This is a genomic window from Flavobacterium sp. CAU 1735 (assembly GCF_039888695.1).
GTDB lineage: Bacteria > Bacteroidota > Bacteroidia > Flavobacteriales > Flavobacteriaceae > Flavobacterium.
In genome coordinates, this window is the sequence record NZ_JBDQQQ010000001.1 from 1,453,695 (window position 1) to 1,472,818 (window position 19,124).

18 protein-coding genes are annotated in these 19,124 nt (G+C 36.5%); 12 read left to right on the top strand and 6 right to left on the bottom strand.

The genetic code is table 11. The annotated features are described in order from the left end of the window. Positions 1 to 23: 23 nt before the first annotated feature. Positions 24 to 521 (bottom strand): hypothetical protein, encoded by a 498-nt coding sequence (locus AAFN64_RS06925; protein WP_347759832.1) that lies wholly within the window; start codon positions 519 to 521, stop codon positions 24 to 26. 163 nt (positions 522 to 684) lie between these two features. Here AAFN64_RS06925 and AAFN64_RS06930 point away from each other — a divergent pair, with 163 nt between their 5' ends. From AAFN64_RS06930 to AAFN64_RS06975, 10 genes are all read left to right on the top strand, one after another. Further along, entirely contained in the window at positions 685 to 2,676 is a 1,992-nt protein-coding gene (locus tag AAFN64_RS06930; RefSeq protein ID WP_347759833.1) for an ATP-binding protein, read from the top strand. 66 nt (positions 2,677 to 2,742) lie between these two features. Beyond that, complete coding sequence (locus tag AAFN64_RS06935) at positions 2,743 to 3,108, top strand: response regulator transcription factor (RefSeq protein WP_347759835.1); 366 nt, start codon at positions 2,743 to 2,745, stop codon at positions 3,106 to 3,108. A 26-nt stretch (positions 3,109 to 3,134) separates the two neighbouring features. Then, on the top strand, positions 3,135 to 3,956 hold the full coding sequence (locus tag AAFN64_RS06940; RefSeq protein WP_347759836.1) for a hypothetical protein: 822 nt from the start codon (positions 3,135 to 3,137) through the stop codon (positions 3,954 to 3,956). 10 nt (positions 3,957 to 3,966) lie between these two features. Beyond that, positions 3,967 to 5,397, top strand: coding sequence for a glycosyltransferase (locus tag AAFN64_RS06945; RefSeq protein ID WP_347759838.1), 1,431 nt, complete (start codon positions 3,967 to 3,969; stop codon positions 5,395 to 5,397). 93 nt (positions 5,398 to 5,490) lie between these two features. Beyond that, on the top strand, positions 5,491 to 6,351 hold the full coding sequence (locus AAFN64_RS06950) for an AbaSI family restriction endonuclease (RefSeq protein ID WP_347759840.1): 861 nt from the start codon (positions 5,491 to 5,493) through the stop codon (positions 6,349 to 6,351). A 367-nt stretch (positions 6,352 to 6,718) separates the two neighbouring features. Beyond that, positions 6,719 to 7,222, top strand: coding sequence for a restriction endonuclease (locus AAFN64_RS06955; RefSeq protein ID WP_347759841.1), 504 nt, complete (start codon positions 6,719 to 6,721; stop codon positions 7,220 to 7,222). After that, positions 7,222 to 7,698 (top strand): hypothetical protein, encoded by a 477-nt coding sequence (locus tag AAFN64_RS06960; RefSeq protein WP_347759843.1) that lies wholly within the window; start codon positions 7,222 to 7,224, stop codon positions 7,696 to 7,698. The genes AAFN64_RS06955 and AAFN64_RS06960 overlap by 1 nt, the downstream gene beginning before the upstream one ends. 214 nt (positions 7,699 to 7,912) lie before the next feature. Then, positions 7,913 to 8,263 (top strand): DUF1622 domain-containing protein, encoded by a 351-nt coding sequence (locus AAFN64_RS06965; RefSeq protein WP_347759845.1) that lies wholly within the window; start codon positions 7,913 to 7,915, stop codon positions 8,261 to 8,263. Positions 8,264 to 8,455: 192 nt separating this feature from the next. Next, positions 8,456 to 9,586, top strand: a complete 1,131-nt coding sequence (locus AAFN64_RS06970; RefSeq protein WP_347759846.1) for a helix-turn-helix domain-containing protein — start codon at positions 8,456 to 8,458, stop codon at positions 9,584 to 9,586. Positions 9,587 to 9,742: 156 nt separating this feature from the next. Beyond that, positions 9,743 to 11,212 carry a serine hydrolase domain-containing protein gene (locus AAFN64_RS06975; protein ID WP_347759848.1) on the top strand — a complete coding sequence of 490 codons (1,470 nt, stop codon included), beginning with the start codon at positions 9,743 to 9,745 and terminating at the stop codon, positions 11,210 to 11,212. Between the two features lie 55 nt (positions 11,213 to 11,267). Here the strand turns inward: AAFN64_RS06975 and AAFN64_RS06980 are convergent, their stop codons facing one another. The 5 genes from AAFN64_RS06980 to mnmE form a co-directional block, all read right to left on the bottom strand. Continuing rightward, the gene (locus tag AAFN64_RS06980; RefSeq protein WP_347759850.1) at positions 11,268 to 12,491 is read right to left on the bottom strand and encodes a hypothetical protein; all 1,224 of its coding nucleotides are present in this window, start codon (positions 12,489 to 12,491) and stop codon (positions 11,268 to 11,270) included. A gap of 311 nt (positions 12,492 to 12,802) precedes the next feature. Next, positions 12,803 to 14,497: a serine hydrolase gene (locus AAFN64_RS06985; protein ID WP_347759851.1), complete on the bottom strand. Its 1,695-nt coding sequence runs from the start codon at positions 14,495 to 14,497 to the stop codon at positions 12,803 to 12,805. Positions 14,498 to 14,779: 282 nt separating this feature from the next. Then, positions 14,780 to 15,529 (bottom strand): metallophosphoesterase, encoded by a 750-nt coding sequence (locus AAFN64_RS06990; protein ID WP_347759853.1) that lies wholly within the window; start codon positions 15,527 to 15,529, stop codon positions 14,780 to 14,782. A 72-nt stretch (positions 15,530 to 15,601) separates the two neighbouring features. Then, complete coding sequence (locus AAFN64_RS06995) at positions 15,602 to 16,300, bottom strand: hypothetical protein (RefSeq protein WP_347759854.1); 699 nt, start codon at positions 16,298 to 16,300, stop codon at positions 15,602 to 15,604. A 115-nt stretch (positions 16,301 to 16,415) separates the two neighbouring features. Next, complete coding sequence (mnmE, locus tag AAFN64_RS07000; protein WP_347759856.1) at positions 16,416 to 17,804, bottom strand: tRNA uridine-5-carboxymethylaminomethyl(34) synthesis GTPase MnmE; 1,389 nt, start codon at positions 17,802 to 17,804, stop codon at positions 16,416 to 16,418. Between the two features lie 156 nt (positions 17,805 to 17,960). On the opposite strand from mnmE, the gene AAFN64_RS07005 reads away from it, so the two are divergent. Both AAFN64_RS07005 and AAFN64_RS07010 read left to right on the top strand, forming a co-directional pair. Beyond that, entirely contained in the window at positions 17,961 to 18,791 is an 831-nt protein-coding gene (locus AAFN64_RS07005; RefSeq protein WP_300487162.1) for a universal stress protein, read from the top strand. 87 nt (positions 18,792 to 18,878) lie between these two features. Continuing rightward, entirely contained in the window at positions 18,879 to 19,103 is a 225-nt protein-coding gene (locus AAFN64_RS07010) for a hypothetical protein (protein ID WP_347759858.1), read from the top strand. Positions 19,104 to 19,124 lie beyond the last annotated feature (21 nt).

Consider the following 19,124-nt stretch of genomic DNA (forward strand, 5'->3'; position numbering starts at 1 on the left):
CGGATTGATTTTCGGTTTGCTATTTAACTTTGTAATACCTGTGTCATGGTTCCTCTGGAAGTTCTCGGATTGGCGTCATCCGGGATAAGATCTTCGATACGGGTTGTGATGATTTCTATTTTATCACTTTCGGAAAGCGGATGCAGGTAATTAACATACCAGGGGTAATATTCCGGAGCCACGAGTTCGTTACTATTTGATTTTACAACCAGTTTTAATTCGTTTTTCGGAGGATTATCCAGATCCTGATAAAGCGTAATCGGCTCTTGTCCTAACAAGGTTTGCGGAATTAAAACGACGATCTTGATATTGATCACTCTTCCGTTGACGTTATCCTGAATTTCAGCGGATACCATAGGTTCTAGATGATCGGCAGTCCTAACAATACCGGAAAGTCCCATACTCTTAGTATTGATCTGCGTGATTTGTATAGGCTTTAGCCGATTCAGGTTTTTGGATGCTTTTGGTGTTGACGTATTCATAATAGTAAGGTTTAGTTTGGTTTGGTCGAAAGTGGTCATTTATACGGCGTATAAAGATAATTGATTTATTTAACAAATTCGTTTTTGGTATTGGGTATTTAAGTAAAGAATTTTGCGGAAGTCACGGCATCCGGTACAAAATTTTTTTGCAGTCTTTTTTCTCGAATTATTTTTGTATTTATGCATTTTCCCATTTAATACTATGAATACGCAACCCTATCCCTTGCCCGAAAACGAACTGGAACGCTTAGCTGCTCTAAAACGCTATAATATTCTGGATACGCTTCCGGATAATGCCTTCGACGATGCTACCAAATTGGTTTCGTATATCTGTGGCGTACCCATCGCTCATATTTCCTTTATCGATGCAAGCCGACAATGGTTTAAATCGGAAATTGGAATTGGCGTATCGGAAGTACCAAGGGAAATTTCGTTTTGTCAGTATACCATTATGGAAACAAAAATGGTGGAAATCAACGACACTTTTTTAAACGACCGTTTTAAGGACGATCCGAATGTGACCGGTGGTTTTAAGGTTCGGTTTTATGCCGGAATTCCACTAACCACACCCGATGGTTATAATATCGGAACGATCTGTGCGATCGATCACGTGACCAAAGAGCTTAACGAAAACCAGCGAAATGCCTTGTCAATCGTAGCGAAACACGTGATCAACCTACTCGAATTGCGAACCAAAAACATCGAACTTGCGGCTCAGAAAAAAATTGCCGATAGAGCGGTTTTGGCAAAAGACAGTTTCCTGGCCAATATGAGTCATGAAATCCGAACTCCGCTAAATGCTATAATCGGTTTTACCGATCTTTTAGCGCAGACAAAATTGGATTCGGTGCAACACGATTATATCGATAGCGTACAAATAGCCGGTGAAAATTTATTATTGATCATTAATGATATTCTGGATCTTTCCAAAATCGAATCCGGTAATTTAACCATTGAATCCGAGCCGTTTAATTTAAAAAAGACACTAAAGCATGTCTATAATTTGTTAAAGGTTAAAGTTCCAAACGACATTGAGTTCAATCTGTTTTTAGATGCCGATATGCCGGAACACGTAATAGGTGATCAGGGCCGACTAAACCAGATTTTGGTGAATCTTGTCGGAAATGCACTTAAGTTTACCGAAGATGGCGACGTAACCGTTTCGGTAAAGATGCTGGAAGAAACGGAAGACAATTATGCACTTAAATTTTCGGTAAAAGATACCGGAATTGGTATTCCGGAAGAAAAACTAAAAACGATTTTTGAACGTTTTACACAGGCGGAAGAAAGTACCACACGACGATTTGGCGGTACGGGATTGGGCCTTAGCATTGTAAAACAATTGATCGAACTGCAACATGGCGAATTACAGGTAAAGAGTAAAGTTGGACGAGGTTCCGAGTTTTTCTTTGTACTGAACTATAAAAAATCAGATTATATCGAAACCAAAACGGAAACAGCTGCCGGAGAAAGTCTAGGGAAACTTAAGATATTGCTTTGCGAAGACAATATTTTAAACCAAAAACTGGCAAAAAGCGTGATTCATAATTTTGGTTTTGAATTGGATATAGCCGAAAATGGCGAAATAGGAATCGAACTACTGTCGAAAAAGGAGTACGATTTAGTACTGATGGATCTTCAAATGCCGGTTAAAGACGGCTATCAGACCACCGAGTATATCCGAAATGAAATGCAGGCCACGATTCCGATTATAGCCATGACGGCACATTCGCTTATTGGCGAACAGGAACGTTGTTATGAGGCGGGTATGAATGGCTATGTGCCCAAACCGTTTAAACAGGCGATGCTTTTGGATGCGATTAAAGCGGCTTTAAATCCGGATAATAAACTGGCGCGTAGACGAAAAGTCGATTTGTCGTTTATTGACGAAACGGCCTGTGGCGATCAGAATTTCAAAAAGGAAATCATCAATCTTTTTATTGAAAAAATCCCGGCCGACGTAGCGCAACTTCAGGAAGCTTTTTCCAGAGACGACTATGACGCGGTAAAACGACTAACACACAATATGAAATCCAGCCTGGATATGTTTATGCTGACCGATCTTAGCAATTGTTTGTCCGTTATCGAAGCAGAAGCCTTACTGGAACGTTTTACAGCAATGGGAGTAGATGAAATCAACACCCTGCAAAGCGGAATTGTTGACGTAGTTAAATATTTAAAAGAAGTACAATAAAAGGACAATAAGAGATAGTTTTATCTCATTTATATAAAAGTTCGCTCCAAAATAAATATGAAATCGATGAGAATAGTTTTAGCGGAAGACAATGATATCCTACGCAAATCATTATCTTTTTTCTTAGAATCGAAAGGGTATAAGGTCGATCAGTTTTCAGATGGTAAAGACGCACTGGAAGCTATTGAAGCCAATAATTACGATTTGGTATTGACCGATATCAATATGCCGGGTATTAGCGGAATGGAAATTACACAATATATCCGCCAACGGATTCAATCGGATATTCCGGTAATTATTCTTACTTCTTCCGGCGTAGAACAAACGGAATTGGATTCTTTTGACATAGGAGCCAACGAATTTATCGCCAAGCCGGTTAGCCCGGCGGTGCTTTTAGTGCGTATAAATAAGTTATTGGGTATTCGTATTTAATACAATTTATAATATACGCTGCTAGAATGAAACACCTTTGGGAACTTTATACACATGGTACATGGAACGAACCTTTTTTAATCGTGTCCATTTGCCTGTTTGTGGCGGCTTCCGTTTTCTTATATCTGTTGATCATTGGCAGTCGGAACAACCATATAAAAAATGAAAGACTTCGCGCGGAGTACGGTATACTAATCGATAAGCTACTGTTTGCGGTGGTTTTTGAAGACCTCCCGTTTTCGGATATCATTCAGAAGGAAAGCTATAAGATGCTAAAAGATAACCGCTTTTTCAGAGAATTTACTACAGAATCGGTTATCAATCTTCATAAAAATTACGATGGTGTTTATGCGCGAAAGCTGGAACAGTTTTATAAGGATTCCGGATTAAAAAATGACTCCCTAAAAAAGCTTAAAAGTCTGAAATGGGATGTCCGTTGTAAAGGGATTACCGAACTGGCCGAAATGAACGTTCACGAAGTTTTCGATACCATACTGATCAGTTCCAAAGCGCGGAACAAAACGCTGCAAATTACAGCCATCAACGCCTGTATCAAACTGGAAGGCACCAAAGGAATCATACACCTTACCGAACATCCGTATCCGATCGACGACTGGACACAGGTCAATATTATAGCAGCGTTTAAAAAACACGATATAGGGGATACGCAGGGCATTGAAGAGCTGTTGGAATCCAAAAATACCACTGTAGTGGCGTTGGGATTAAAATTGATCAAAGAGCTAAAACTGACGCAAAAAGTGCCGTTTGTCGAACAATTGGCAGTACAGGCACCAAACACTTTTCTAAAATATGAAGCGCAAAGCGTATTGCAGCAATTAACCGATTAACCCTAGGCAGATGACTTTTTTAAGTGATGAACTACTATTCTTTATCGATCTTTATTTAAACCTTATTCTGGGTTATGCAATATTGATCATGTCTTCATACCTGATATTGGCGTATTTGTCCGCAAAAGAATTGCGAAGCTACCTTAAAAAGAACAGTTTTGTCGACTACGATGTATTGCTCACCAGTGAATTTGCACCCAAACTTTCGCTGATTGCACCGGCTTATAACGAGGGATTTACGATTGAAGAAAATGTAAAATCTTTATTATCGTTAAATTACAACAACTATCAGGTAATTGTCGTAAACGACGGGAGTAAAGACAACTCGATGGAAATTCTGATCAAAACCTATGATCTGGAATTGACGGAATTGGAAGTCCATTCCAAAATCGAAACGCAAAAAATCCGAGGTTTATACCGCTCCCGAAATGCAGCCTTTAAAAAACTGATTGTAGTCGATAAAGAAAACGGCGGTAAGGCCGACGCGTTGAATGCCGGGCTCAACATCGCCGAATATCCTTATGTGGTTTGTATCGACGTTGATTGTATTCTGGATAAAGACGCCTTGCTTAAGCTGGCAAAACCCTTTTTGGAATCCTACGGCAAGCGAATTATTGCGACCGGAGGTGTGGTTCGGATTGCGAACCAATGTGTGATTAAAAATGGCCGTATGGTCGAAGTCAACGTTCCGGATCGTATGTTATCCCGGATTCAGGTTTTGGAATATTTGCGCGCCTTTCTTTTGGGACGAATGGCATGGGGAAGACTCGATGGATTATTATTGATCAGTGGTGCTTTTGGAGCGTTCGATAAAGAAATCGCCTTACTGGCGGGAGGATATAGTACAAAAACCGTAGGCGAGGACATGGAGCTGGTTGTACGCATGCGTCGTTATATGCTCGAAAACAAATTGCCATATTCGGTGAGTTATATTCCCGATCCGCTATGTTGGACGGAAGCTCCGGAGGATTTTAAGATCTTTAAAAAACAGCGTAGCCGTTGGATGCGTGGAACCATCGAAACGCTTAGTTTCCATAAAAAAATGTGCCTGAACCCGAAATACAAACTATTGGGAATGATCAGTATTCCGTATTGGACGTTATTTGAATTTCTGGCTCCCGCTATCGAGTTTATCGGTGTGGTCACGACACTAGTATTTTTAGTATTGGGCTTACTCAACTGGCATTTTTTCTTTTTACTGGTGTTGTTTGTCTATACTTTTGCGATTTTCTTTTCGGTTATCGCCTTATACTGCGAAGAGCGTACCTACCATAAATACCCCAAACAAGCCGACTTTTTAAAACTCTTATTAGCGGCTTTTATCGAACCGTTCTATTTCCATCCACTAACGGTATATGCCGCTTTAGTGGGCTATAAAGACAAAATAAAAGGCACCAGTGGTTGGGGCGAAATGACCCGAAAGGGGTTTACGAAGAAGTAGAAATTATTCGGATTTTGTTTGAAATCGTAAATTTGATTAAAAATATCAAGGTAAAGAAAACAAATATCTTTTAATGTTTTATATGGAATATCTATGGATCAAATAGAATATATTACCCGTACTTTAGCGCGAGCTCAAAAGAAACGATTTGAAAATTATGTTGTTACTCGTATCTATCATTTATTAAATGATTTATCGATAAAAATAATAACACAGCAATATGTAAGTCGTCCTGAAAATAAACGGGCTTTAACCGATATGTATTTTCCTCAATTTGGTCTTCATATTGAAGTGGATGAACCTTATCATTTAAGTCAAAAAGAGCAAGATCAAATTCGAGAATTAGATGTTGTTAATGCTACAAAAGGACATCAGTTTAGAAGAGTTGATATTTCTAAAGGTTTGGAAAATGTACATGAACAAATTGATGCTATTGTTCAAGAAGTTAAAAGGTTAAAGAATTCTGATCCTGATTTTAAACCTTGGATACCCGAAAAAGAATACGATCCAGAAACTTATATAATAAAAGGAACAATTTCAATTGATGATAATTGTGCTTTTCTACGTATGACGGATGCTGCCAGTTGTTTTGGTAAAAAATTTAAAGATAAAAGCATTTGGACTGGTGGGATAAATCATCCAATAGAAGAGAATGTTGTGATTTGGTTTCCTAAATTGTATGAAAATGGTGACTGGAATAATTCTATTTCCGATGATGAGAATATTATAACCGAAAAATCTAAAAATAACGAATTAACAGAAAGACATACAGAGAAAATAATTAATTTGCCATATCACAGACGTATTGTGTTTGCCCGGGTAAAATCACCATTAGGAGACGTTATGTATCGTTTTAGAGGTGTATATGAATTAGACAGGGAAAAAACTTCTATAAATAGTGGGTTAATCTGGAATCGTATTAGTAAAATCGTTGAAACATATAGCGTATCTTAAAAATATTCGAAATAAAACGGATTGTAAATCCTGATGGCGCGGATTTATTTCATCAGTTCGACTAAAGCCTCGGGTGTAATCCGTGCCTATAAAAAGTAAATCCTAGTCAAGTGACTAGGATTTTGTATTTTTAATGATGACTATAATCACATTAAGATGGAAGAAATTAAAACATATATTGAATATGTCTTCTGATAGCGCGGATTGATAATCCCGTAATTGGGTATTAGTCGTAAACAACTCAAAAAGAACATTATTGCTTTAAAAAGACTGGAATTGTCATAATTACTACTGAAAATACCCTGTTTTTATTTCGTATCTTTGAGAAAGGTTGATTTTTTAGCATATATAATTTTCAAAGCGAAGTATGTATTTAACTTTTGATGAAATTGCAGATGGTGATCATTTTGAGGATTTGGTAGCAGATTTTTTTAGAACGTTAACAAGTGACAACGAAAATAATATTACTAATGTTGAAATCTTTCCAACAGGAACAGGTACAGATGGCGGTAAGGATATTTTAATTGAATTTGATTTATCAGACGATATAAAAATTTTTAAGCGGAAATGGGTTGTACAATGTAAATTCCATGATGCGACGATTTCGCCGGCAGCAATTCAAACCGTCAATATTCCAACACTAATCCATTCGTATGGTGCTTCAGGATATTTGCTTATCTGTAAGAAGCGACCTACTTCAGGATTGACTAGTTTGTTTGACAGATTAAATACTGAATGTAAAAACAGTTATAAATACGAATGTTGGAATGGCAATCTGTTTTTGAGCAAATTAATCATGAAAAAGAATTTGCATCCCTTGTATTTTCCAAGATATAATGACTATATCAATTCATTTAAAACAAACTTATAATGAAAGTTTTTTTATCCTATTCCTTAAACAATAATGATCAGTTTATATTGACATTATTAGCCGAAGAATTGACTTCCCGAGGGTTTTCGATTACTCAGAGTAGTGATTTTAATACGGAAATGAGCCCGATAACGAAGAACAATATTGCTAAATCTAATTTTTTTATTGGTCTGATATCAGGAAAAGGACATAAAATAAAAAGAGTAGAAAATGAATGGCAATTAGCATATAGTGCTACTATTCCGGGCATTTTGATTGTAGAGGATACAGTTCCCGCTACTATAAATCTTAAATCGCATTGTATTTTCTTTAATAGAAATCATCCAAATCAGGCAATTCAGGAATTGAATGAGAAGATAGAAAATATGAAAAGTAAGATTAATAACGATTCAAATGCTTGGCCATGGATATTAGGAGGTGCGGCATTAATAAGTCTTATAAGTTTATTAAATAAAGATGAAAAGAAAATATCATGACATCAAGTTACGATAAGACCTATAAATTCATTGTAATCCCGATAACACGAATTTGAAATCCGCATGTATAAAAGTAAATTCTAACCATTTGGTTGGGATTTTGTATTTTTAAATATCCCGATAGCGCGGATTTGTAATCCGTGCCTATAAAAAGTAAATCCTAGTCAAGTGACTGGGATTTTGTATTTTTAAGGATGACTATAATCACATTAAGATGGAAGAAATAAAAATATACATTGAATATGTCGCCAAAGGAATTGAAATAGCCGGTATTATTACGATAATTATCGGTGTCGTAATCGCGATGGGAAAATTTATTTTTACGTTACAGGGAACCGTACCGCGTTCGTATAAAATACTCCGACAGGAACTTGGTAAAGGAATCTTACTCGGTTTGGAAATCTTAGTAGCGGGTGATATTATCGGAACGGTGGTCACTGAACCAACGATGGATCGCGTGTTATCATTAGCTATAATCGTATTAATCCGAACTTTTTTAAGTTTATCGCTCGAAGTCGAAATCGAAGGTAAATTTCCTTGGCAAAAAAAGGACATAGAGGAGTAAGAAAAAACGGTATCGTTGTACGGCGCAGAATAAACATATCAGCGTTTTTCAGCGTAGGAAAAATACATCGAATGTCAATCTAATTTTTATATTTGCACCAATAGGATTTTCAATTTCAAGACATTTGAAAATGCCGACAAAAAGGAAAAAAATAAAACCAGGATAAACAAAGAAACCTAAGCAATGGAGGATATGAATTTATTAAGTATTGTGACCATTATTTCGTTGTTTATTTCGTTGTTTCTTGCTTTTTTCCTGATTACCGCTAAAACAGAGCACAAAATTAGTAACACACTGTTTGCTCTTTTTTTAGTGATCAATGCAATTGATCTTAGCGAGCCTTTGTTTAATATAATGGTCGACGGTCCATCAAATCTTGGCATGTTTCGAAGTACATTTGCCTTCCTGCAAATTCCTGTTTTTTATCTGTATGTAGTATTCGTTTGTTATTCCGATTTTAAATTGAAACGGCAACATTTACTTCATCTGCTTCCGTTTTTTATAATAAATCTAATCTTGCTACCCCGTTTTTATAGCGTAGATATCGCATCTAAAATTAGTTTTATCCAGAATCGTCAGAGTAGGGTTGAATTTCAGCTTATTCATATTTTGATACACGTTCAAATAGCGAGCTATATTAGTGCTGTTTTTATGGTATTGCGAAAATCAAAGAAGCTCTATCTCGAAAATTATGCCGGTAAACAGATCAATTCCTATAATTGGTTATTCCAGTTTACGCTGGTATTGACCATTATATATCTGGTAGCGCTTTTAAAAAACATTCTTAAATTTTCGGATTACCCGCACCTATCGGATGCAATAAAAATAGGGCTTCAATTATCGCAGCTTTTTATTATTTGCTGGTATTTGTTTAAAGCCTTAAATAATCCGGGGCTTTTTAGAAATATTGACACCAAATTAAAACTTGTTGAGGAGATTGTTTCAGAAGAAAAAAACAAGGAACAAGAAGTACAAGATGAGGGCGCATATAAGGAAGAATTGTTGAAATTAAAACAATTTATGGCCGATGAAAAGCCGTTTCTGAATCCATCTTTAACCATACAGGATATTTCAAAACAAATCGGAATTCCTGTCCGTGATTTATCTCTTTTGATCAACCATCAATTGGGACAGCATTTTTATGATTTTGTAAATACCTATCGTATCGAAAGTGCTATGGAAATTTTAAGAGACAGGAGTAAAAGTGAGCTAACCATTCTTGAAATCCTCTATGAAGTTGGTTTTAACTCAAAATCATCGTTTAATACTGCTTTTAAAAAGCATACTAATTGTACCCCAACTTTTTATCGTAAAAATCTGTAATACAGTTTTTTGTAATTACTCGTACGCTTTTTTGTAACGATTCCTACGCATTTTTTAGATAAAATAGGATCGACTACTTTTATTCGGTCGCATAGCTCTAGCGACAATCACATCTTTGTATCGAAATAAATGTATAACCAAAAACGATACAATAAAATGAAAAGCTGCCTTTATTTAGTAATTCTTGTTGCACTGATTTCAAGTTGTCAAACCAGTAAAAACGTTGTAGCAGAAAAAAAAGACTATGGTTTTCTGACCGATAGTTTAAAGATCGAACAACAATTAGAAAAATACAAACTTCCGGGATTTAGCGTTGTTGTTTTTGAGAATTATAAGATCGTATATGCCAACCAGTTTGGAGTAAAATCGATGAATGCCCAGGAAAAGATAGATGAAAATACGGCTTTTTCTACGGCCTCTATTTCAAAACCCATTACCGCACTTCTTTGTCATATCCTTGAAGAAAAAGGTTTGATCAATTTAGATGATCCGATAGACAAGTACTTAAAACGTTGGCATTTACCTAAAAGTAAGTTTACCGAAAATCATAGTCCGACCTGGAGACAGTTTCTGAATCATACCGCTGGAACCACTCAGAGTGGGTTTGAAGACCATTATGAAGGAGAAGTTATTCCAACCCTAACACAAAGTCTTTTAGGACAAATTCCGAGATATGATCGGGAAATTGAATTTATGTTCGAGCCCGGAACCGATTGGAGTTATAGCGGCGGCGGTTATACCATTGTTCAAATGGCATTGGAAGACTATTTGAATAAACCGATTGCAACACTGGCACAGGACTATATTTTTTCGCCGCTTGGTATGAAAAATACAACCATGATACAACCTAATGAAGCTGGATTTCTAAAGAATGTGGCACTTGTTCACGATAAAGATGGAAAAGTGATCAAAACAGGTTTGCCAATTACCCCACAAGTAGGAGCATCTGGATTATGGTCGACACCAACCGATTTGGCAACACTTGCTATTGAGATGCAAAACGCTCTACGGAATACGAATAACAAAGTCATTTCACAGCGTGTAGCCAAAAAAGTAACGGAGGTGACTGCCTTAAAAAATGCTGTTGGTGGCTGGTCGTATGGATGGCAAAAATCGTTTGGATATAACAACAACGAATGGTTTATGTGTAACGGTTCCAATACCGGAGTTGGCGGAAGTTTGTTTGCGACGATGACCGATGGAAATGGTTTTGTATTTCTGGCCAATGGTGAAAAACCAAACCGCTTTCCAGTGATGGGACAAACGCAAAAAAAGCTACTAACATTAATGGACTGGACTAAAAAAAGCAACGATGGCGCAACTCAGGAAATCCCTTTAGGTATAAAAGAAAAACTAATCGGAACCTACGATGATTTTCTTTATGCGCAAAAAGTGGAAACCAAAATCGTAGAAAGAAACAATCGTTTGTATGTTGAATCGCCATTATTAGATCATTTTAAAGGAAAAAATGACAATGAGCTAGTGTATCTGGAAAATGGATACTTTAAAATTATAGATTATCCGAACTTGTTACAATTTGATTTTAGTAATGGAAAAGTAAACTCAGTAACCTTACTAAGGGATACACTAAAAACTACGGTTTACGACATTAAAAAAGAGAAATAAAAGCTGGTTTCCTATGAAAAAATTATAGTTTGGGATTTCTTTTTCCATACGTGATTTAAATAAAATCCTGTTGTTTCATTTTCTGAAATAGAAGACGTATACAACTCTGACCGTTTGGTGAGGTATCCCAATAGCATTTGTGCATACGAATACTATTCATAGAGAAAAAATTAAAGATGTTCATTTTTTTATCCGATGTTATTTCATAATTGATATTTTCAGGTAGAAGCAGAACATCTTTAATTCCAAATTCAGCGGGACCTCGGTTCATATCCTTTCTAAAGTTTGTCGCAAGTGCATCGGCTACGGAATAAACATTAAACCAGGTTAAGGAAGCTTCCATTATAGGTGATCTGTTGTTGTAAAATCTAGGATAGTAGGCGTTTATAAATTCATGAGGTGTACCGATGGTTATTAAAAGTGCACTTCTGTTACGTACGTTTGTTGAAGGAATGTTTCCTATCGGAAATAATAAATCCATAGCGATGATAGTACCAAAACTGTAACAATGATAATGGATTTTAGAATCGGGTTCATTTTCTGCGATATATTCGATAAGCAAATCCAGATTCCCAAGTATAAGCTGACTCTGTTCACCATTTCCGATATATTTGTCAACACAGGCAAACTCTGTGGCTAATGAAGTGATCAGGGTTTTCGATTCTGGTATGACAAGTAATATAAAAGTTGTGACAGGGACTAACCATTCTTTGATCTTTGCGAAAATACATGAAATAGGTAAAAAATGATTTATATAACTTTTTACATTTTCAAGAATGGACCTAATATCTTCGGGAATGGTAACAGAAAAATTAAGCTGAGAAGCAGTTTCGATACTAACGGGAATCAGGAAGATAATAGCTAGTGAAATCAACAATAAAAGCGTAAAGGCGTAAAATGTGAGATAAGGTCTGTCAAAGCCGCCACTTGCGAAAATACGTAGAAAAATCTGAGGTAATTTTTTTATGATTAACCCGAAAAGAATCAGGTTTTTGACTAAAAGGTTTTTGGTCTTAAATTTTGTTGTTAAGATTTCATGGTATTGAAAATCATATAATTTATAAACCAATTCTTGTTCGGAATCATTTTTTGACTTAAAAATACTAACAACAGTACTTTCCCGATCCTGTGTATAGAAAATCTTTTCGCTTTTTATATCGTATTGAATTCCGGTATCGTTATAACTGAGTTCATTTTTAATACGCATAGCATATTTTTCAATCGATTCCTGATGAACGGATTGTCCCAAGCCTGAAATATAAATACCTATTTTTTTCATAGAACATCAATTTTAAAAATTGAGAAATGATTTACTCACCATCCATGAATCCGAGTTAGGTTTTCATAATGATATATTTTAAACTGCCAAATTCCTATAAAATTAGAAATTTTAAAAAGCGGTACAATACGTGAAAACACCTGTTTATTTATTTGATTTGTAGGTATTTGTAAATTTTAAGAGTAGCTTTTTAGTCTTTTTAAATCTCAAAGTAAACGGGTAAATAGGGGACAAGTTGTATTAAAGTATTGCTAATCATCGCAAACAAAATAATAGTAGCATAGCAAAAACAGCTAAACTCCGGAAACACATTAGACCTTATTTATTTCCTGTTTTAAGAACTCCATGTTCATAGCTCTTTCGTGATTAAGCAGAAAACCGGTAATGTTACCCAAGGCATCTTTTTTAAAAGAAATTTTACCATGGCTTGTAGAAAACACACCTTCGTTATTTGGAGGACTGGCTAAGTAAGGTTGGTTATTTTCAAGTTTGTAACGCAGTATTCCTTTTTCCGTAAAAAAGCGTATACTGGTTTTTAAAGCCTTGCAGTAAAAGCTACCAACATATTGATCATATAGTGTAAAATCAGGATCTTTATCCAAACGTTTGTAAATACTGTCTTCATCACTTGTTACGATGCGCAGCTGAGCAGTCTTACCCATTGAAAAATCATTAAAAATCAGTCGAACTCCGGCGATTTCAAAATGATTTGCTTCTTTTGATGGCGCTACAAATAGGCTGGTTTCATCCCATAACTGTGTCAGCCTTAATTTTCCGTCTTCGTGAGTAATTGTTATGATATATCCCGGTGTAAGTTCATAATTTCCGGTATAGCTTTCCAAAAGCGACAGATCTATTGAAATAGGCTTTGCCTCGTCTGGTTTGGCGACAATGTTATTTTCTGCTTTCGGATAGTCGTATTGATCACCCAATAACAGATCAACTGCAGCACCTAATATAGCATAGCGTTCAAAATCATCATCATTTCCTAAAATGACCACCGCTATCTTTTCTTTAGGAAAATAGGCGGTTATTGGATGGAATCCTACTACGTCGCCACCATGGTTGATCATATTGTGTCCGGCATATTTAAAATGAAACAGCCCTTTAGTATACGTGAAATTTTTACCTTTTGCCGGATTTTCAGATAGCATAGTATTCCAAAAAGTAGTACCAAATACACGGTGTGATTCCATTTCGGTAAGCCATTTTTGAAGATCTTTTGCTGTGCTGTATACGCCTGCGCCACCAACGGCAAATTCATCCACATCAGTAGGATGGTAGGTCGTTCCATCATTTTGGTAGCCGACCGCTTTGTTTTTTACCTTATTGTGTGGTTTAATGACATAACGAGTAGCTTTCATGCCAAGAGGGCGGAAGATGTTCTCCTCTGCAAATGCCGCGATAGTCTGGCCGGACACTTTTTCTACGATTTGTGCCAGGCACCAGTAACCCGAGTTACTGTAGTTCCACTTTTCTCCGGGTTCATAATTGAGTTCTTGTAGTATAAGCAGGTCTTTAATCGCCGTGGAAGTATAATGATCGGCGTTTTCTCCTCTTAGCATTGCCAAAGCACGGTAGTCTTTTAGTCCAGCGGTATGATTGAGTAGTTGGTTGATTGTTATCCTTTGGGCATATTCAGGGAATTCGGGTATGTATTTTTTAAGATTATCATCAAGACTTAACTTACCTTGTTGCTGTAACAGCACGATGCATGCGGCAGTAAATTGTTTGGAAGTGGAAGCGAGCGTAAAAACAGTCTTATCGGTTATCTTTTCTTTTTTCTCCAGATTGGCATATCCAGCATTTCTGCTGTAAAGCGTCTTTCCGTTTTTACTAACAAGGACAGCAAATCCGGGCATGTTTTTACCCTCATAAAGTTTTACGATGGAATCGATAGGCTTAAAATAGTCCTGCGCTTTTGAATATTGGGTAATGAGCGTAAACGTAAGGAGTAATAGGACATTCTTCATTTTGATAGGCTGTATGTGTTTTTTGGTTTCCATTTAGCCATTATTGGTTTTAATAGGGTGTGCCAAATATATTAAATGTTTAAAGCACAAAATAAGCGAAAATGTAATGATAAAAGCCGTAAAATGGGTGATTTTTAAATTTAAAATAAAGTAATTCTTACGAATTTAAACATAAAAAGGAAGTGAAGTGTTTTATTAAGGGTTAGTTCAAAAAATAAATAACCGTTTTAAATATTCCCGATATTTATAAATAGTATCAAAAAGAATTACTTGAAATTTTAGAAGAAAAAGTTACATCATACTTAAAATAATACGCTAAATCTCAATAATTAGTTCAGGATTAAATCCAGCGTCTTTTTCGTTTATGTAGCCATGCGGATTACAAATTACTTCGGTTTCACCAATATTGTATCGGCAAGGTGTATGAATATGACCATGAATCCAATACTTGGGTTGGTGTTCTAAAATAAAAGCTTCTAAGTTTGAGGCATAAGCACTGGTTACGGGATCTTTTTGATACATTTCCGGAACCGATTGTATACTTGGCGCATGATGGGTAATTACAATATTTTGTAATTCTTTAGAATCTTTTAAGCTTTTGTCCAACCATTCTTTTGAACGTTGGTGTATTCCATAGATATCAACGCTACGTATTTTAGAATACGAGGGATCCCGTTTGATCTGCTTATAATCGTTCATCTTCTCCTGACAAATCATGCCATACTGCATGGGATCACCAAAAATGGAAAAATCGGTCCATAAAGTACAGCCATGAAAACGAACATTTTGAATATCAATATAATTATTCTCTAAAACGTAGATATCGGATTCTTTTGCGGCCTCTATTATTTTAGTTAACGTTTTAGGGTAGGATCCTTTATAATACTCATGATTCCCTAAAAGATAAAGTACCTTTTTATTTGGGATGTACTTTTTAACCCATTCAATTCCTTTAGTTCCTAAATGGGTATCACCAGCCAGAATAACGATATCAGCTTTATCAAAAGACATAGGAGTACCACTCCCGAATTCTAAATGTAAATCACTTAGTATTTGTATTTTCATGATTTTAGTAGGTTTTCCTTTTTTCTGTTAAATACTATTTATTATTTCGGGTTTTGATAAGCATATTATACATTACGTTTCAATTATATAAAGCGCGTTTGATATTCTTTCGGCAAATTCGTTATCAATGGTTTCATAATAGAAAAAACCCTGCTCTAGTAGCTCTTTTTTGTTGATCAACCACATTTGCAGTATGTCAATAGAAGCCTGATCAAGTCCTTCTGACTTTCTACTTATTTTTATCAGGTCGTAATAATACGAATCAAGCAAGTCAATCAGGTTTTTAAAACTGTTGTTGTCAAAAGTGATGCGCCAGTTGTCGAGAAGAGGATTTATAACTTCAAACAATTTGTAAATTTCTATAAAAAGATCATTGTTAAAGTAGTTTTGGTGTTTTATACTATCGATCCACCAGGCCATTAAAAAATCGTTAATCGCTTTTTGTTCTTCTGCAGGCCAGGTTTTCCAATTAGCATAGTTAAGCTTACCTAAAACAACAAAGGTGTCAACAATGAAATCGGTTGTTGAAAGTAACTCAAAAATCCGGGGTAAATAGTGTTTAAAGTCATCGGTATTTCCCCAAGTTGTTATTGCCTTAAAAGCATACCTCGAAAGATCTTCACCATCTAATTGCCGAAGCGGCTTGGTATGTATCTTTTCCTTGTCGGTAGCGGACACACAACAGGGACAACCTTCCATTGTTCCATTAGCTGGATAGCATGAAAAGGTCGCGTAAAGTCTTTCGATTGCTGTTTTTAATTTGTCTGCCACTGTTTTAGACTGTTGCTATTTAAGGTTGGCTCAAAGTTTTATAGTACTGATAGCGCGGATTTGCAATCCGTGCTTATAAAGTTTATTTCAATTGGCTTTCTTGATTTTGAAGATATTATTTTCCAATACAAAAATTCGCGAAAATATTCCCCAATAATTCATCATTCGTCACCTGACCGGTAATTTCACCAAAATAGAATAACGCCTGACGGATATCAATCGCCATAAGGTCGCTGGAAAGATTGGATTGCAATCCCCATTGTACTTTTTGGATTTCTTCCAAAGCTTTTAATAACGAATCGTAGTGACGGGTATTGGTAACGATCGTCTCGTTATTTCGTAACGCTCCGGTGTTGACAAACGACAAGAGTTGTTCCTTTAACGACTCAACACCAAGGTTTTCTTTGGCGCTGATCAATAAGATTCCCGGAATTTCCGCTTCGATAACGGCTTTTTCCGATGCACTTACTTTATCCGCTTTATTCCCGATGACCAATAATGGTTTTAATGGGAACTGGTTTTTAATCTTTTCGATTTCTACTTGAACGGCTTTTAGATCACCGGTAATGGATGAGCCATCAACCAAGTAGACAACCACCTGAGCCTGTTCCATTTTTTCAAAAGTCTTTTTAATTCCGATACTTTCCACATAATCGGCCGTATCGCGAATCCCGGCGGTGTCGATAAAACGAAATCCAATTCCGTTGATCACTAATTCATCTTCGATGGTATCACGCGTAGTTCCAGCGATATCCGATACAATGGCGCGTTCTTCGTTTAACAACGCATTTAACAAGGTCGATTTTCCAACATTTGGTTCGCCTACAATGGCTACCGGAATTCCGTTTTTGATCACGTTTCCAACGGCAAACGAATCGATCAGTCGTTTTAAGACAAATTCAATACGGTTTAGAAGTTCATAGAATTGTGTTCGATCGGCAAATTCGACGTCTTCCTCTGCAAAATCCAGTTCAAGTTCGATTAATGAGGCGAAATTCAATAGTTCCTCGCGTAATTTCGCAATTTCGTTACTAAAACCACCACGCATCTGTTGCATTGCGATCTGATGCGAGGCTTCGTTATCCGAAGCGATCAAATCGGCTACGGCTTCGGCCTGCGATAAATCCATTTTGCCGTTTAAAAACGAACGTAAGGTAAATTCCCCGGCATTAGCCATTCGCGCGCCTTTACGAAGTAGTAATTGTATGATTTGCTGTTGGATAAAAGTCGACCCGTGACAGGAGATTTCAACAGTATTCTCTCCGGTATACGAATTCGTTCCTTTAAACAACGATACCAAAACCTGATCCAATACCTTGTCACCATCCACAATATGTCCTAAATGTAAGGTATGGGTACGCTGTTTGGTCAGATCTTTTCCGGAAACCGATTGGAAAACTGATGCCGCAAGTGTAATGGCCTCTTTTCCCGAAATACGGATTACAGCAATGGCACCGGCTCCCGAAGGTGTCGCCAGCGCAACTATAGTATCGTGTGAAATCATATGGATCAAGCTAAATGATTGCAAAGGTACAAAAGAAATGCGGTTTAAAACAAAGCGGTTTTAGGAGGGTTAAATAATTGTGAAACTGATTTTTGTAATATGTTTTTTATAATTCTTTTACTAACTTTATAGAAACTATAAATCAAAGCATAAATCATGAAAAAGATACTTTTCCCTACCGATTTTTCAGAAACAGCCAACAATGCATTTGTGTACGCCTTAAAATTTGCTAATAAATTACAGGCGGAAGTACTCGTTTTGCATGTTTATGATTTGCCACCGATTTCCTATGAAGGACACGCTACGGCCATAGTGGAGGTTTTTGAAACAATAGAATTGGACAAATTTGAGAATTTTAAAGATCAGATTCCATATTTGCGAAAAATTGCAGAGGATAACGATCTGGAATATATCAAAATGAACCATATCCTGATGCAGGGCGACCTGATTCATTCGATCAAAGAAGTCGTGAAAGACGAAACGATCGATTTGGTCGTGATGGGAACTACCGGTGCGTCCGGATGGCAGGAAACCTTTTTCGGTTCCAACACCGGAAGTGCGATTACCAATGTTCATAAAAATATACTGAGTGTACCAAACGAAGCCAAATTTGATGTGATCCGGAATATTGCCTTTACGACACGGTTCCGCGATCAGGACAAAAAAGCACTGTATGAAGTGATTCAGTTTGCCAAAATGTTTAATGCGAAAATTAAATGCCTGGCAGTAAAGACCAAAAACTTTGAAGGAGATGATGAAGAAATTATTGCCTGGAAAAAAGAATTCGAAAAGCAGCCGGTGGAATTTTTTATCGTTCCCGACGACGATGTAAAACAAACCATTTACGACTTCCTGGATAACCAGCACATCGATATCCTGGCGATGGTTACCTACAAACGTTCCTTCTTTGAAGAATTGTTCAAACAGAGTTTGACTCAGAAACTGTCGTATCATTCTAAAATTCCGATTCTGGTATTGCACGAATAATGAAGCTTACAATAGCCGGAATAATGCAGTTACCGGATAAATTGTACAATGATGAAGTAAAACGACTATGATTAATTGGATATGGATATGGGAAATTTAGAAATTAAAAATGAGCTTCACAGAATCATCGATACGAGTGATGCCAATTCGGCAAGTGATTTTTTTATGTTGGTAACCGACTATATGGCGCAAACTGAAAAATGCATCATTACCGTTGCAGAAGAAAATATCAGTGATGCCAAAATCAACTGCCATCAATATTTAAGAGACATTGTATCCGGCTGGGAAGGCTGGTCGAATCTGTTCTTTTAAAGAATAGCGAGTATAAACCCA